This is a genomic window from Staphylococcus argenteus (assembly GCF_000236925.1).
Lineage (GTDB): Bacteria > Bacillota > Bacilli > Staphylococcales > Staphylococcaceae > Staphylococcus > Staphylococcus argenteus.
Map to the genome: position 1 here is coordinate 1,911,164 of NC_016941.1, position 16,092 is coordinate 1,927,255.

At 31.1% G+C, this 16,092-nt stretch carries 14 protein-coding genes and 1 pseudogene; 4 read left to right on the forward strand and 11 right to left on the reverse strand.

The genetic code is table 11. The annotated features are described in order from the left end of the window. Positions 1-213 precede the first annotated feature (213 nt). Complete coding sequence (locus SAMSHR1132_RS09200; RefSeq protein ID WP_000037065.1) at positions 214-1,437, forward strand: YihY/virulence factor BrkB family protein; 1,224 nt, start codon at positions 214-216, stop codon at positions 1,435-1,437. Between the two features lie 115 nt (positions 1,438-1,552). On the opposite strand, the gene vraR is transcribed toward SAMSHR1132_RS09200, so the two are convergent. The 5 genes from vraR to map form a co-directional block, all read right to left on the reverse strand. After that, positions 1,553-2,182: a response regulator transcription factor VraR gene (gene vraR / locus SAMSHR1132_RS09205; protein WP_000153529.1), complete on the reverse strand. Its 630-nt coding sequence runs from the start codon at positions 2,180-2,182 to the stop codon at positions 1,553-1,555. Then, positions 2,172-3,215: a sensor histidine kinase VraS gene (gene vraS, locus SAMSHR1132_RS09210; RefSeq protein ID WP_001017132.1), complete on the reverse strand. Its 1,044-nt coding sequence runs from the start codon at positions 3,213-3,215 to the stop codon at positions 2,172-2,174. The genes vraR and vraS overlap by 11 nt, the downstream gene beginning before the upstream one ends. Continuing rightward, entirely contained in the window at positions 3,212-3,913 is a 702-nt protein-coding gene (gene vraT / locus SAMSHR1132_RS09215; protein WP_000149061.1) for a cell wall-active antibiotics response protein VraT, read from the reverse strand. The genes vraS and vraT overlap by 4 nt, the downstream gene beginning before the upstream one ends. Before the next feature lie 14 nt (positions 3,914-3,927). Further along, positions 3,928-4,314, reverse strand: coding sequence for a hypothetical protein (locus SAMSHR1132_RS09220; protein WP_001110170.1), 387 nt, complete (start codon positions 4,312-4,314; stop codon positions 3,928-3,930). 223 nt (positions 4,315-4,537) lie between these two features. Beyond that, complete coding sequence (gene map, locus SAMSHR1132_RS09225) at positions 4,538-5,293, reverse strand: type I methionyl aminopeptidase (RefSeq protein WP_000636139.1); 756 nt, start codon at positions 5,291-5,293, stop codon at positions 4,538-4,540. Positions 5,294-5,823: 530 nt separating this feature from the next. On the opposite strand from map, the gene SAMSHR1132_RS09235 reads away from it, so the two are divergent. Beyond that, positions 5,824-6,810: an FUSC family protein gene (locus tag SAMSHR1132_RS09235; protein ID WP_001005533.1), complete on the forward strand. Its 987-nt coding sequence runs from the start codon at positions 5,824-5,826 to the stop codon at positions 6,808-6,810. Between the two features lie 632 nt (positions 6,811-7,442). Here the strand turns inward: SAMSHR1132_RS09235 and gatD are convergent. Together gatD and murT are read right to left on the reverse strand one after the other, a co-directional pair. Further along, complete coding sequence (gene gatD, locus SAMSHR1132_RS09240; RefSeq protein ID WP_000544963.1) at positions 7,443-8,165, reverse strand: lipid II isoglutaminyl synthase subunit GatD; 723 nt, start codon at positions 8,163-8,165, stop codon at positions 7,443-7,445. 1 nt (position 8,166) lies between these two features. Then, positions 8,167-9,480: a lipid II isoglutaminyl synthase subunit MurT gene (gene murT / locus SAMSHR1132_RS09245; protein WP_001250324.1), complete on the reverse strand. Its 1,314-nt coding sequence runs from the start codon at positions 9,478-9,480 to the stop codon at positions 8,167-8,169. Between the two features lie 291 nt (positions 9,481-9,771). On the opposite strand from murT, the gene ftnA reads away from it, so the two are divergent. Next, the gene (gene ftnA / locus SAMSHR1132_RS09250) at positions 9,772-10,272 is read left to right on the forward strand and encodes an H-type ferritin FtnA (RefSeq protein WP_000949232.1); all 501 of its coding nucleotides are present in this window, start codon (positions 9,772-9,774) and stop codon (positions 10,270-10,272) included. 277 nt (positions 10,273-10,549) lie between these two features. Here the strand turns inward: ftnA and SAMSHR1132_RS13575 are convergent. Then, positions 10,550-11,893, reverse strand: a pseudogene (locus SAMSHR1132_RS13575) (carboxylesterase family protein); the annotation flags it as partial. A gap of 229 nt (positions 11,894-12,122) precedes the next feature. Here SAMSHR1132_RS13575 and SAMSHR1132_RS09260 point away from each other — a divergent pair. Further along, a complete protein-coding gene (locus SAMSHR1132_RS09260) occupies positions 12,123-12,674 on the forward strand; it encodes a 3'-5' exonuclease (protein ID WP_001057707.1) in 552 nt (183 codons plus the stop codon). 62 nt (positions 12,675-12,736) lie between these two features. Here SAMSHR1132_RS09260 and dinB read toward each other — a convergent pair whose 3' ends face one another. The 3 genes from dinB to rlmD form a co-directional block, all read right to left on the reverse strand. Then, positions 12,737-13,807, reverse strand: coding sequence for a DNA polymerase IV (gene dinB / locus SAMSHR1132_RS09265; protein ID WP_000140169.1), 1,071 nt, complete (start codon positions 13,805-13,807; stop codon positions 12,737-12,739). A gap of 227 nt (positions 13,808-14,034) precedes the next feature. Further along, the gene (locus SAMSHR1132_RS09270) at positions 14,035-14,565 is read right to left on the reverse strand and encodes a DUF3267 domain-containing protein (protein WP_000548772.1); all 531 of its coding nucleotides are present in this window, start codon (positions 14,563-14,565) and stop codon (positions 14,035-14,037) included. A gap of 165 nt (positions 14,566-14,730) precedes the next feature. After that, positions 14,731-16,092 carry a 23S rRNA (uracil(1939)-C(5))-methyltransferase RlmD gene (gene rlmD / locus SAMSHR1132_RS09275; RefSeq protein ID WP_001147879.1) on the reverse strand — a complete coding sequence of 454 codons (1,362 nt, stop codon included), beginning with the start codon at positions 16,090-16,092 and terminating at the stop codon, positions 14,731-14,733.

A 16,092-nucleotide genomic window follows, 5' to 3' on the forward strand; every position in this document is an offset into this window, starting at 1 on the left:
ACTTAACAGTAATACTTTCATCGGCTTTATTACATTGCATGGGTATTGCCTTTGTTTTATTTTACAGTTGGAAAATGCTCTGAAAAATTTAAAGCAATTAATTTTTATATTATTATCATGTTTGAACCATATTATTGTTTAATTTTTTTATAATTGGATAAATACTAGTAGCTACTTTTACAACAATACATAGAGAAAGGTTATGGAGTGCGTATGTCGAAAAAAGATCACTCTTCTTCAAAGTACTTGAATTCAATCAAAAGACAAGAAGAAGAAACTAATACTAACAAGAGTAAGAGAAAAAATTCAAAAATTGATGTTGATCGTACATATATCGAACCTCAACAATTTCAATCTAAAAAACCGAAGAAAGATAATCAAGTCTTTTTCTTATCAAGGCTAAATAAACCAGCTAAATATAAGAAAGACTCTAATTTCTTATCATATCTCATCTACCGCATTGGAAAAGATGATGCATCTGGACTGGCAGCACAAATGACTTATCATTTCGTTCTCGCTATGTTTCCGATGTTAATTTTTCTTTTAACATTATTACCATTCTTTAATATTAGCCAAAGTCAAATTACAAATATGTTAAGTAATGCACCTGCAGACACGTCAACTTTAATTAAAAGTGTTATTGGAGATATAACCCAAAACTCTAGTGGTAGCCTATTATCTATTGGTTTGATTTTAGCAATTTGGTCAGCATCAAATGGTATGACTGCAATTATGAATTCATTTAATGTCGCTTATGACGTTGAAGATAGCCGTAATGGTATTATTCTAAAGCTTTTAAGTGTTGTATTCACTATTGTTATGGGCGTTGTATTTGTTGTTGCCCTTGCTTTACCAACACTTGGTTCAGTCATTAGTCATTTTTTATTCGGCCCATTAGGTTTCGATGAACAAGTAAAATGGGTATTCAATTTAATTCGAATTGTATTACCTATTATCATTATTTTCATCGTATTTATTGTTCTTTATGCTGTTGCCCCGAATGTTAAGACTAAAATCAGATCTGTTTTACCAGGCGCTGTATTTACTTCAATTATTTGGTTAGCAGGATCATTTGGATTTGGATGGTATATTTCAAACTTTGCTAACTATTCTAAAACATATGGTAGTATTGCTGGTATTATTATTTTATTAGTATGGTTATATATCACTAGCTTTATTATTATCGTAGGTGCAGAAATCAATGCAATCATTCATCAGCGTAATGTTATTAAAGGTAAAACACCTGAAGAAGCCGCTTTAGAGCATGATGATAATAATAAAAATCACTATAATGAAAATACAAGATATGAATATGATGAAGAGACTAACACTCCAAATCAAAAAACATATCATGTCGATGAACATCCTGAAGATACCTATCCAGAAGATAACAAAAATTTAAAAGATAAAATTGTAGATAAATTAAACAAAGACTAAGCAACACCAAATAAAAACAGAGGTTTTCGCGATAAATAACGAAAACCTCTGTTTTTTAATTTTATGTGCCGTTCGAAGCAATTAGCAATAATCACATAGCTTAATTTAATATGAGCTACTGAATTAAATTATGTTGGAATGCATAAATAACGGCTTGTGTTCTATCTTGTACTTCTAACTTACTTAAAATATTACTTACATGTGTCTTAACTGTTTTAATTGTAATATGAGATGCACTTGCAATTTCTTGATTTGAATAACCTTTGGCAATTAATAATAATATTTCCATTTCACGTTCCGTTAACATTTCATATAACTCAGCACGTTTTTTCATACGGTTACGCATTTTTACTAATACTTCAGGTTCAAATACAGATTCACCTTTAGATGTTTTACGAACTGCATCAGCAATATCTTTTGCACTCGTTGTTTTTAAAATATAGCTATCAACACCTGCATCTAAGGCACGATATACCTCTTTATCTTCAATAAAACTTGTTAGCATTAATACTTTAATTTGTGGTAAATCTTTTTTAATTTGAGTAGTCGCTTCTACACCATCCATATCATCCATAAGCAAATCCATTAAAATCAAATCAGGTTTTAGCTCATGGGCTTTAGCGATTGCTTCTTTACCTGAAGCCCCCTCACCTACTACTTCAATATCACTTTGCGTTGATAGATAACTTGAAATTCCTATACGTACCATTTCATGATCATCCACAAACAATACTTTAATCGTCATACGAATCCTCCTTATTTAGAGGTGCTTTCACCTCAATACGTGTACCTGAATCTGGTAGTGATACAATAAGGAACGTTGCACCAATTTCCAAAGCTCTTTCACGCATATTTTTAAGTCCATAACTTTGTTCTAATTTTTCATCTACATTAAAACCTTTACCATTATCTTGTATCCTTAACAATAAATAATCATCTTTATTAAATAATTCTACAGTTACTTTCGTACCATTTGAATGTCTCAATGTATTAGATATTGCTTCTTGCGTAATTCTAAATAAATGATCCTCAATACCTTTTGGCACTTTAAAATCTTGTATTTCATGCACAACTTTCATTGGCACTTTCTTTTGTAAATCAATAACTAAATCTTTAATACCTTCGCCTAACGACTTGTCTTTCAAGCCGAGTGGTCTTAAGTGTAGCAGCAGAGCACGCATTTCTAACTGAGAATCTTGAACCATTTTCTCTAAAATAGGTATTTGTTGATCTAAAGGTGGTTCTAATTTTGTTTCTTTAATTGCAGATAACATCATACTTGCCGCAAAAAGTTGTTGACTAACAGAGTCGTGTAGTTCTCTAGCTAAACGTTGTCTTTCATCTTCGATAATCTTTTTAACTTTAACATCATTAATATTGTAATTTTCATTTGTTAAATTTTGCGTTTTGAGTCTTAACTTATGCAATTCTTGATTTAAAGGTACTAACGTATGATATAAATCCAATGTTTCACTATATATTTCTATATTTTGATCGTTGATACCTACTGTTTCGCCTTCCATAGAACGCTCAATTTGCGTCTTAATCCAATCATTTTGTTGATTAATTTTGTAGGCAAGCACCGATCCAACGATGATACACAATAAAATGATAATGAGATTTAAAAATAAAAAGACTGGAATCCCAAATATTTGTGTATAAAACATGCCTTGAAAATAAATAATATTAACGAAAACTTTATCTATAAAAAGAAATGCCGCTAGCATGCTGTATACTAAGATGAGCATCGAACCAATTGTTCTAATATAATGGTTCATCGATAAATCACCTCAACGTCTCCAATAAACGTTGATACGTAGATATTAACTGTATAATTATCTGGTTTAACCATTTCTTCGATATGAATATTATCGTTTTCAACTTTATATGACTTTTCATTTACATAAGTACTGCCATAAAAAGCCGCGACATGTAAGTTTATATTATAATTAATTGGTAATATAACTTGTACTTTTCCCAAAATATGTCTAACAACTATAGTATTATTTTCTTTAATATTAGCTGCTTTAGTTAAATCAATATGCAAATCTCCAATACCATGTTGTATTTGCACATCTTCCCATTTATAAACATATACCGGTGTACGTTGTTCCCCAAACCATTTTTGTTTGATAAACGAAGGTGACGTTACGACTTCATCAGTTGCAATCACTTTTTTAGGTTTAAATTTGTGTATCAAGTAACGCACAATAAGTAATAATAAAAATACGAACAAGATAATAATCGTATATTTATTAGATAGTAGCGTGAAGGCAATTAATAATGCTCCTATCCAAAAAGCCAAAAGCCCTCTTATTTTATGAAAATAAAGATAACCTACATACACTAATACACATCCCAATAATAGAACGAGTAAAAATCCAATTTTTTCAAAAAATATGTAATAAAAATTGGCAATAATCATTAATGCAGTAAAAATGATTAACATTTGCGTTGATATATATTTGTGTGTCATGTTTCGCCGCCTTTCTATGCCACAGCGTTCATATAATTTATTAGATACGATGTTTTTTCAGTTGTTAATTTTTCAGTTGTAGCTTGTTGAATCTGTATTTCAATTTGTGCATAATATGCTTCGACTTTATTTAATTCAGCTTTAATATTCTCAATTTCTTGATCATTTATCTCTCTAGCACATTGAATGTGAAATGTTTCTGTGATATCAACATATTTATTTTCTAATGTTAGCATTAGACTGTCAATCATCTTGCTGAGCTGTTCTTTTTTAGCTTTTAAATAATGCATATAATCATCTAAGTTTTTTATTTTCTTGTCTAGAATTAAAAGATACTGTTTAATATTATTTCTAACGGTTTCTCTTAAAAATTGTTCAATATAACGGTCAACATAGTTCATCATTATCACCTTTTATAATAAGTATTTAAATATCTAATGCGCTATGTTTCTTCTTAGATGTCAATGATATAAGTGCTAATTAAACTAGTTAATTGCAAAATATCTTTTATTAATGACTCATTAATTGTGTTCTTCATTATTATAAAACAGTTCCGAAACCAATATGAATAGGCTCCGGAACTAAATGATGTTCATACTTTAGTCTTAGTATTTGATTTTTCTATTATTCTTCAATCTTAGTTGTTAAAATTGGACCATCTTTTGTCACAATAACAGTGTGTTCAATTTGGGCAACAAAACTTTTATCACTTGTTTCAAAAGCCCATTCGTTTTTACCTTCTGTTACGAATGATGCATTTGATGAAATAAACGGTTCAATAGCTAAAACCATACCTTCAGTCAATAATGTTTTATCTTTTGGATCAAAATAATTAAGTACATGCGCTGGTGCTTCATGCAATGATAAACCAACACCATGGCCTGTTAGATTTTTAATAACTTTCAAATCATTTTGTCTAGCAGTATTATGCACTGCTTTACCGATATTGCTTAATTTCGTACCTGGTTTAACTTTTGCAATTGCATTCTCAAACGCCATCGTTGCAACATCACATACTTTTTGCTTCATCGGATTATCTGATTCACCAACTACAAATGATATACCTGTATCAGCGTAATAGCCGTTTTTCAATGCCGAAACATCAATATTGACTAAGTCACCTTCACGAATAACACGTTTACTAGGAATACCATGTGCTACTTCTTCATTCACACTTATACAAGTTTGACCTGGAAAGTTTTCATCGTGAATTGGCGCTGAAATTGCACCGTATTCTTCAAATAAATCTTTTGCAATATTATCAAGTTCTTTAGTTGTAATGCCTGGCTTTGTAGCAGCTTGCATTGTGTTGCGCACTTTAGCGCATATGTATCCAATTTCTTTTAACGCTTGTAATTCTTCTTCTGTTTTTACAATCATTTTATCCCGTTCCTTTTTTATATTATTATAACTTATTATAGCAAAAATTCTTTGATATACTAAAGATGTTACTTATCGTATTTTGGAAAGTGAGTAAGACAGAAATGTTAAAGAACCGCTAATGATTTATTATGTAGTGGTTCTTGCACATTAGCCACAGCTAATGTGTACTTAAAAATAGGAATACATGAGTAAAACTCATGCATAAGAAATACTAATTTCTAAAGAAAAAGTATTTCTTTATGTTGGGGCCCCACCCCAACTTGCATTGTCTGTAGAAATTGTGTTCCAATTTCTCTATGTTGGGGCCCCGGAATTGAAAATGCTTATTAAAAGCGCATTTTCATTTAGTCAACTACTGTCAACATAACATTATAGAGCCTAGGGCTTTGATTGATGTATCTGAAAAACAATCTATATAAATAAATTATGGTCATGTTTATTATTTTACATACATTATCTTTTCCAATGTACGATATTTTATATTATAAAGCGCTCGCTTAGATTTTACGATGATTAGAGGTTAAAAAATGAATGAACAATGGTACAAACATTTAATTGGTGCCAGAACTATTAAAACTGGTATCGCCATTTTTTTAACAGCTGTTTTTTGCATGGCTTTAGATCTAACACCCATCTACGCTATTTTAACTGCTGTTGTCACAATTGAACCTACCGCCAAGGCATCACTGATCAAAGGGTATCGTCGCCTACCAGCAACTGTTATTGGTTCTGGATTTGCGGTGTTATTTACATTTCTTTTTGGTGATCAATCACCATTTACATATGCATTAAGTGCTACCTTTACAATTTTATTTTGTACAAAGCTTAAATTACAAGTGGGTACAAATGTTGCGGTACTTACTTGTTTAGCAATGATTCCAGGTATACATGATGCTTATATGTTTAACTTTTTATCTCGTACTTTAACAGCAATCATTGGTCTTGTTACTTCAGGACTAATCAACTTCCTAGTTTTTCCACCAAAGTATTATGGTCAAGTTGAAGAAAAAATAAGTCGTACTGAAGCATCAATGTATAAATTATTTTACAATCGCTGCCAAGAACTTATTTTATCAAATCTACAATCAGTTAAAAGTGAAAAAACATATAAAAATATTTTCAATTTAAATAATCAAGTTGAAACTTTAATCGGATACCAACGTGATGAATTAAGTTATCATAAGAAAAAGGAATGTGATTGGAAATTACTCAATCAATTAATCAAACGTGCATATACTAATCGCTTATTTATTACGCATCTTTCAAATATCATTTACTTGCCTAAAAACACTCATCTTTATTTTTCAACCGATGAAAAAATGGCATTGTTAAAAATTAGCAGTAGTATAAATAATATTTTTTATGATGGTTCATTTAAGAGAGAACATGAATCTATAGACACTTTACGTGCGACAGTTAAGGCACTAGATATTAGCGGTGAAAATCAAATAAAAAGTCATATCTTATATGAAGTATTAATGATTTATCACCTTCTTGATAGTAGATATGCATAGTTTAAATGTCTTAAGCTTATGCACTTCATTAAATAAATACTCTTGCTAAGTGTTCAGCGAATATATAAGTTACTTCTTAAAAATGTAAGTTGCTAAATGGAGCTTGGGACATAAAACAATGTCCAAGTATCTAAAATATTATATTGGCAGTAGTTGACTAAATGAAAATGCGATTGCAACAAGCTTTTTTCAATTCTGGGGCCCCAACATAAAGAAATACTTTTTCTTTAGAAATTAGTATTTCTTATGCATGAGTTTTACTCATGTATTCCTATTTTTAAGTACACATTAGCTGTGGCTAATGTGTAAGAACCACTACATAATAAATCATTAGTGGTTCTTTATCATTTCTGTCCCACTCCCATCCGCTAAAATTATTTTAGTAAAACTCATTGTCAAATTCCTTTCATCATTTATTTTTTGTTCATGTTGCTTAATCACCTTACTATTAATAAATCTAGGATAACTAATCATTATATAATTATTAATTACTAGAATACAAAAAAACACATATCAATTTGGATTTATGATTCCCAAAAGATATGTGTACGTTTATACGAATAAGATTAATTACTAAACTTCATCGTTTATCAATTTTAAATCCATTGATGCGATACTCCGAGTTAGCGAAATTACTTCTGTTTGTTTGCTCTATCGATAAGTACTTGTTTCGCTTGAATTTCTGCTTCATTATCAATTTCTTTAGGCTCAAAAGGAATGCCTTTACGTTCGCATGCTTTTTCTAATAAATAGTCAGTAATTTCATAGTTTTTAGGTAAGATTGGTCCATGTAAATATGTTCCTAATAAATTTTTATAATGAATGCCTTCTTTTTTATCTTCATCATTATTACCATAACCAAAAGTAACATGACCAAGTGTACCGAAGTTATGATATGTTCTACCACCGTGATTTTCAAAACCTACAATAGTTCCAAATGTATCACTTTCAATGACAATATCGCCTGTTAGTCTATTTGTCTTTGACTCAGTATAGAAATCTAAAATACCTAACCCTTCTAACTCTGTTCCATCAGGTGTAATATATTTTGTTCCTAAAAATTGATAGCCACCACAAACTGTTAATCCTGGCATACCATCTTCAATTGCGTCTTTAAGCGGCGTCTTAATTTTACTTAATTCTTTTGTAGCAAGCGCTTGTTCTCTATCACTTCCACCACCAATGAAGAAAATATCACAATCATCAAATGTAATACCTTCTGTTTCATTGATTTCAATGACATTAACTTTAATATTACGTTTTTTGGCGCGTTGTCTTAAAGCAATAATATTTCCAATATCACTATATAAATTCAATTTATCTGACATAAAATGATAAATAGTCAATTCATGCATATTATGATTGACCTCCTTCAAATGAACGATTTAATTGTTCAAGCATAGGTGCTAATGACGTATAGTTTGGAATAGCAACTGTAAACCCTTGATAATCCATTGTCCTTGCTGTTGCTTTATAAATATCACGTTCAACAATGATCGGCACTTCAACTTCAGCTAACTTCAATCGTAACTGTAATTCTTCTGCTCTTGTTCCAGTTACAATAATTGCTTCTATATGTTGTTTTGATAATTTTTCAAAATCTGCATCATATATCCATGAAGTATCACGTCCATCGGCAGCATTGTCGTTTAAAGATATAACATATACTTTTTCGCCTTCTAATTGCTCACCTACAGATAAACTTGCATTCATACCTGCAGGGTTTTTAGCTAAGTTTATCATCGCTTCTTTTTTACCTTTTTTAAAATACTGCATGCGACCGTTGTCTGATGTATACGTTTCAAATCCATTCTTAATTGCTTGTTCATTAAGTCCTAACTCTCTTAATACAGTATATGCAGCTAATGCATTATACGCATTAAAGTCGCCAGCAATTTTCATATCATATTTTTCATCATTAATATTTAAATGTAAAAATGGCGCAACTTCAAAATTTGAAATCTCATATTTGGCTTGTTCTCTTTTGAAACCACACTGACAGTGATAATGCCCAATTTGATTGTAATGAATATAATCATATTGCAATAAACGACCACAGTTTGGACAATAGCGACTTTCATTCATCGTACTTTGTTCAAATTCATGTGCATGTGCTTTCATACCATAATACACAATTGCATCACTTGCAATTTTTAAACGGCTTACGAAAGGATCATCGGCATTTAGTAATAATTTGATGCCTTTATTACTAATTGTCGTTGCAATATTATTAACCATAATATCAATTTCGCCGAATCGATCCATTTGATCTCTAAAGAAATTTGTAAATACCATCATAGAAGGTGTGACTTCTTTTAAAACACGTGGAATCGAACCTTCATCAATTTCGATAACCGCGATTTTAGTCTTCGGCGTTGACTGCATGATAAATGCCGAAGTAATACCAGCTGCCATATTAGCACCTTCATTATTGTGTATGATTTCAATATTATTTGCTTTTAAAGTATGCCCAATTAAGTTTGAAGTTGTTGTTTTGCCGTTTGTTCCGCTAATAAATACAATATCATCAACTTGTTCAGCTAATTTTCTTAATATATTTGTATCCACTCTTCTAGCGATTTGTCCTGGTAAATCAGTACCCTTTTTACCTACCGCTCTACTTGCTTTACGCGCCAACTTCGCTAGATGGATTGCCGTCCACTGTCTCATGTGTTTCCTCCTCTAATTTCCACTCGCATCATTATAACATGATAAGGCAACTTCAAAAAAGTTTCTCAATCATAAATCGGTCTATTAATTCTAATTTGTAATCATTCTCATTTAGTTAATTAAAAATGATATTTATTCTCAATTAAATATCGCTAAATGATACATTTTCTCAATTAGAACGTTAATTTTAGGCATTAAATTATAATTATTATTATTTACAATTGAGAATGCGTTTGTTATAATAAGTGTAATTCATAATAATTTTAATTTACAAATAAGAGGTGTCTAACAATGTTAAGTAAAGATTTATTAGAAGCTTTAAATGATCAAATGAACCATGAATATTTTGCAGCACACGCGTATATGGCAATGGCAGCATATTGTGATAAGGAATCATACGAAGGCTTTGCAAACTTTTTCATTCAACAAGCTAAAGAAGAACGTTTCCATGGTCATAAAATTTATAATTATATTAATGACCGAGGGGCACATGCAGAATTCAGAGCTATCCCTGCACCAAAAATTGATTTTTCAAGTATTTTAGAAACTTTCAAAGATAGCTTATCTCAAGAACAAGAAGTAACTAGACGTTTTTACAACTTATCTGAAATTGCTCGTCAAGATAAAGACTACGCAACTATTTCATTTTTAAACTGGTTCTTAGATGAGCAAGTAGAAGAAGAAGCAATGTTTGAAACACACATCAATTATTTAACTCGTATTGGTGACGATAGCAATGCATTATACCTTTATGAAAAAGAATTAGGCGCACGTACTTTTGACGAAGAATAATTAACAAACTATATTAACAGACAGATAAATATCATACGACATGATAGACATTTGGGTTTCTATTAAACACCCAATGTCTATATTATTTTGTATTGCGGAGATCTTTAGATTTATTTTCTAAATCATTGATCTGCGTTTTTTTATTTGTCAAAATCAAAAAAGTCGCACAGATAAAAAGTGGTTAAACCTTTATATCTATCCGACTAATCATATAAACTTTTTTATTTCTGTACTATTTATTATTAAGGGCCTTCAATTTTAAATCTTCTCTTGTAATTTAATTTCTTATTTCTTGTATATACCTTATTAACTGATTTATCTCTAATGGTTTAGTTTGTATGCGATTGTTAATCAATGTGTAGTAAGGATTGTGATTATCGTAATGACACCAATTAGAATAATCTAAATTTTTAGGTACACCATATCTCGCGAAAGTTGACCATGCATATTGCATTTTATGAGAAATCTCTTTGTCAATTTCGTCATAATCTTCTTCAGGTGTTAAATTTCCAAATATATATTTTATCTCGGAAGTATGTATAGCCAACTCGTTGTTCATTTTACTCTTAGGTGAAACTCTTGCAAAGTGGTAATAATATATATGTTTGCACAACTTCTCAAAACGTTTTATTGTTGCTAAACAAGGTTCAAACCAAATAACAGTGGTAAAAAATTTATCTAATGCTTCATAATTTGAATAATTATGCTGTTTAAAATATGACAAAATGCGTTCTTTCTTGCTATTAGCCAAAGTATCTACCATATTCAATAATACTTCTTCAGAATATGTTTTATTTGGTTTTATAAAATATCTAGCTTCGTTTTCAACACACCCAATTAATATCGGTATATCTTTCGATAATACAGGGAAATGTGATTTCGAAATAATCTTTCCATCTGGGATCTGATTCCATATTAAATTTGCAGGTGTATGAACTTGTCCTCTAGGTGGTCGTACACCAGAATACTTAGTCGAAATATCTAATATCCTTTCAGTTGACACACTTTGAAGTTCTTCGAGGTTATGACTACCTAGCTCTTCAAACATTTTACTTGTTTGTTTAGCTACTTTTTCGTACGTAGGTTCTTCTGAAAACACATACTTTTCAAATCCAGCACTTTGAATGATTGCTTTATGAAATAAACCTTTTGCATTTTTCGCTGAAAATAAATACCTTACTGCTTGTGCTCCGGCTGATTCTCCAAATATTGTTACATTGTCAGGATTACCTCCGAATTTCCGTATATTGTTAGCAACCCATCTTAATGCAGCGATTTGATCTAATACACCAAAATTACAGCCGATATTTGGGTCTGCAATATAACCGAATGCACCTAACCTATTATTAAACGTTACAACTGTTACTCCATTTTGTACTAATTTTTCTCCATCAAAGGCATCTTCTTACCCTGCACCACCAAGATTACCGCCACCATGTATCCATACCATAACGGGTTGTTCAGCAGTTACATCAATAGTTGTAGACCACACATTTAAGTATAAGCAATCTTCACTTTGCTTTTCAGTACGTAAATTAAAACTAGCACCACCTCTTTGTGGACACACTGGACCAAATTCATTTGCTAGATAAACACCTTTCCATTTTCGTGGCGCTCTCGGCGCCTTCCATCTAAATTACTTACAGGTGGTTCAGCATATGGAATTCCTAAAAAATAATACGTATTATTTCGATGAAAACCTTGAATCAATCCACTTTCAATTTTAAGCACCAAAAATCAGCTCTTTCTAAAAACTATATATTTTTAAAGCAAAATCATTATGATATATCTCAATTTTAATGTAAAGTTATAAACATGAAACTTATCTTTAAGGAGCTGTAATATACAAAATGAACAATGCATTTGTCGCTCTTGATTTTGAAACAGCAAATGGTAAACGTACTAGTATTTGTTCTGTCGGTATGGTTAAAGTCATTGATAGTCAAATAACAGAAACGTTTCATACACTTGTGAACCCACAAGATTACTTTTCACAACAAAATATCAAAGTCCATGGCATTCAACCTGAAGATGTTGAGAGTGCACCTACATTCGACTTTGTATTTCCATATATGATGCAATTCATTGCAGATTTACCAGTTGTCGCACATAATGCTGCTTTTGATATGAACGTTTTACATCAAAGTATACAAAATATTGGTTTACCGACGCCAAATTTAACTTACTTTTGTAGCTATCAACTCGCTAAAAGAACAGTCGATTCTTATCGATACGGTTTGAAACATATGATGGAATTTTATCAATTAGATTTTCATGGTCATCACGATGCATTAAATGATGCAAAAGCGTGTGCTATGATTACCTTTAGATTATTGAAAAACTATGAGAATTTAACACATGTAACAAATATATATGGTAAAAATTTACAAGATAAAGGCTAGTATTATATAAAATGCCCTGTAAAATTGACACGTTCTACGTGACAACTTTATAGGGCGTTTGTTTATATAAAGTCATATATAGTCATATTTTTGTATGTTGATTGTTCAAGATTCCCTACTGTTACACCTATTAGACGTATTGGTACATCTGGATCTTTTAAATCATTATAAAGTAAATATGCAATATTATAAATATCATTTTCTGAACTTACGGAGTCTCTCAAACTCATTTGCTTAGACAACGTTTCAAATTGATAGGTTTTTATTTTTACTGTCACTGTCTTGGCTGATTTCTGTAATTTATTAAGACGTTCAGCAGTTTTTCCTGACAACTCCCAAACTTTTCTCAAAATTTCTTCATCATCATTAACATCAGTGGCAAAAGTTCGTTCAGTACCTACTGACTTCCTCACTCTTGTTGATTTTACTTCACTATGATCAATTCCACGCGCTTTATTATATAAACCACGTCCTCGTTTTCCAAACAAATGAATCAATTCAAATTCACTTTTATTATATAAATCTTTTCCAGTAAAAATGCCATGATCATGCATTACTTTTTTAGATGCCTTACCAACTCCCGGAAAGTCTCCGATATCTAATGCCATTAATATATCATGAACATTTCGATAGTCGATTACAGTCATGCCATCAGGTTTATTCATTCCACTCGCTAATTTTGCTAAAAATTTATTATAAGATACTCCTGCAGAAGCAGTTAATTGTGTTTGTTCCAAAATATCTTTTCTAATATACTGTGCAATTTTAGATGCAGGTAAATCTGGCCGTACAAGTTCTGTAATATCGAGGTATGCTTCATCAAGGGACATCGGCTCAACTTTATCTGTATAACTTCGAAATATAGACATAATTTGTGCTGATGTTTCTCGGTAAGCACCAAAATTACTTGTGACAAAATATCCATTCGGACACAATTTATGTGCTTGCGACATTGGCATTGCTGAATGGACACCATATTTACGCGCTTCATATGATGCTGTTGAAACAACGCCTCGATTACTTGCTTTTCCACCAACTATGACAGGTTTACCTTTTAATTTGGGATTATCTCTCATTTCAACTTGTGCAAAAAAATAATCCATATCTATATGAATAATGCGTCTTTCAGTCAAGTGCTCATCTCCGCTTCATACATACCTGTGAAACTAAAAAGATCTCAATATAATTATACGCTGTATGCAACATTTTTACATGTATCGTGCACATAGCGATAACTACATTGAGATGACTACATTTTTTGAAATCCAACGAAAATTCAACGTTATGATGTTGATAGTTTTATAACAAATATTGGGAATTTAACTGCTTTATATTATAAATGTCATTAGACTAAATACTATTACTGTATTGGTTTTTGGTGATATAAGTAAATGCTATCTTTATCTTGTTGCACATATTTAAAATTACTAGTTATCGTAAGTGCGACAAGCAGAATATCTATTAGGCAATATGCTGTATGAATACTAAACATAAAGATAAGTGAAGAATAACCAAATGATTTAATTAAAATGAGCAACACACCGCTTAGGACAAGCAATGGTGATAACATTATAATTGAAAATTGCCATTTGTTAAAACATGCGTCTGCTGTTTGAAATAACATTCTATCTTTTTGGATATTAAACATTGGCTTACTATCTTTTTTAAATACAAGAAATAATACTCTATGGATGAGTTCATGTAAAATTAATAACACGATAAAACCAGCAAAGCCATATATAATATTGATAATTATATTTTGATCGACAACCGCTGTCACACCTAAAGCCCATTTATACGTAAATAAAATTACAAATAATGCAATGACAAGTTGTAAGACGACAAATCTTCGCATTCGAAAATTATTAGTTGATAAATCGATTTTATGCATTGCCAACCCTCCCAATAATGACGTTCGTATCTCTTCTTAATGTAAGTATACAATGTCATATTTAATTTAAAAAGTTCATATCAAGAAAGTAAATTGGCTGTAATAAAATCTTAATAAAAGACATTTTGTCATTACAAATCATGCTACAAAATTTCTCAAATCTGTCTATTTCAAATTGAACAACGCAACTGTTTCAACATGTGTTGTTTGTGGAAACATATCTACTGGTGTTACCTCTTCTAATTGATACTTTTCAGCTAATAATAAAGCATCACGTTGTTGTGTCGCTGGGTTACACGAAATATATATAATTCGTTTTGGTTCTAATGTGAGCAATGTCTGAATAAATGTTTCATCACAGCCCTTTCTTGGCGGATCAACCATAACAACATCTGGTTTAATTCCTTCTGCCTTCCATTTTAAAATAACATCTTCAGCTTTCCCACAGACAAAAGTTGTATTATTGCATTGGTTTATAGTCGCATTTTGTTGTGCATCTTTAATCGCAGAAGGAACAACTTCAACACCGTAAACATGTTTGGCATGTGGTGCCATGTATAAGCCGATTGTACCAATACCGCAATAAGTATCTAATACGACTTCATTCCCAGTTAATTGTGCATAATCAATCGCTTTATTATATAATTTCTCAGTTTGTTCTGAATTGATTTGATAAAAAGATTGATCACTAATTTTAAAAGTACTTTCAGATAATTGATCAATAATTGTATCTTTACCATATAATGTTAAAGATTGACGCCCCATAATAACATTTGAATGGCTATCATTTATATTTTGTTTAATGCTCGTAACGTTAGGAAATGCTTGTAACATTCTCTGAACAACAGCATCCTTTTGTGGCCATTTTTTACCATTAGTAACAAAAATAATCATCATATCATCCGTATGATATCCTGTTCTAACAACTAGATGTCTTATTAATCCTTTTTTCAATTGTTCTTGGTAAATACTAATATTTAAGTCATTTAAAATAGTTTTAACCACATTCATAACTTCTTGGTGTTGTGTATCTTGAATTAGACAACTTTCCATATCAATAATGTCATGGCTTCTTTGACGATAAAAGCCCATGATAACTTGTTCTTGTTGGTTTTTACCAACAGGAATCTGTGATTTATTTCTATATCTCCATGGATTATCCATACCAATCGTATCGTTAATTGTCACATTTTCAAAATGCGCTTTACGCTGAAACAAATTTATTACTTGTTCTTTTTTCATTGCGAGTTGTGCTTCATACGATAAATGTTGAAGTTGACAACCACCACAACGTTCATAATATATACATGGTGGTTCCACTCGATGCTCACTTTCTGTATTAACAGTCAGCAATTTACCAATCGCGAAGTTCTTTTTAACTTTAATTACTTTATACTCGATTTGTTCATTGATTAGCGCTTGTGGGATGAAAATAGGAAATCGATCTATTTTTACGACACCATGTCCTTCATGCGTTAAATCAACTACCGTCCCTGTTTTAATGTCATTTTTAGCTATCGCTTGCAA

Bases quoted from the DNA above. Each gene is read 5' to 3' on its own strand.
- vraR (WP_000153529.1), bottom strand. From the start codon at position 2,182: ATGACGATTAAAGTATTGTTTGTGGATGATCATGAAATGGTACGTATA.
- SAMSHR1132_RS09235 (WP_001005533.1), top strand. From the start codon at position 5,824: ATGAATGAACAATGGTACAAACATTTAATTGGTGCCAGAACTATTAAA.
- SAMSHR1132_RS09270 (WP_000548772.1), bottom strand. From the start codon at position 14,565: ATGCATAAAATCGATTTATCAACTAATAATTTTCGAATGCGAAGATTT.
- map (WP_000636139.1), bottom strand. From the start codon at position 5,293: ATGATTGTAAAAACAGAAGAAGAATTACAAGCGTTAAAAGAAATTGGA.
- gatD (WP_000544963.1), bottom strand. From the start codon at position 8,165: ATGCATGAATTGACTATTTATCATTTTATGTCAGATAAATTGAATTTA.
- SAMSHR1132_RS09260 (WP_001057707.1), top strand. From the start codon at position 12,123: ATGAACAATGCATTTGTCGCTCTTGATTTTGAAACAGCAAATGGTAAA.
- vraS (WP_001017132.1), bottom strand. From the start codon at position 3,215: ATGAACCATTATATTAGAACAATTGGTTCGATGCTCATCTTAGTATAC.
- vraT (WP_000149061.1), bottom strand. From the start codon at position 3,913: ATGACACACAAATATATATCAACGCAAATGTTAATCATTTTTACTGCA.
- murT (WP_001250324.1), bottom strand. From the start codon at position 9,480: ATGAGACAGTGGACGGCAATCCATCTAGCGAAGTTGGCGCGTAAAGCA.
- SAMSHR1132_RS09220 (WP_001110170.1), bottom strand. From the start codon at position 4,314: ATGAACTATGTTGACCGTTATATTGAACAATTTTTAAGAGAAACCGTT.
- SAMSHR1132_RS09200 (WP_000037065.1), top strand. From the start codon at position 214: ATGTCGAAAAAAGATCACTCTTCTTCAAAGTACTTGAATTCAATCAAA.
- ftnA (WP_000949232.1), top strand. From the start codon at position 9,772: ATGTTAAGTAAAGATTTATTAGAAGCTTTAAATGATCAAATGAACCAT.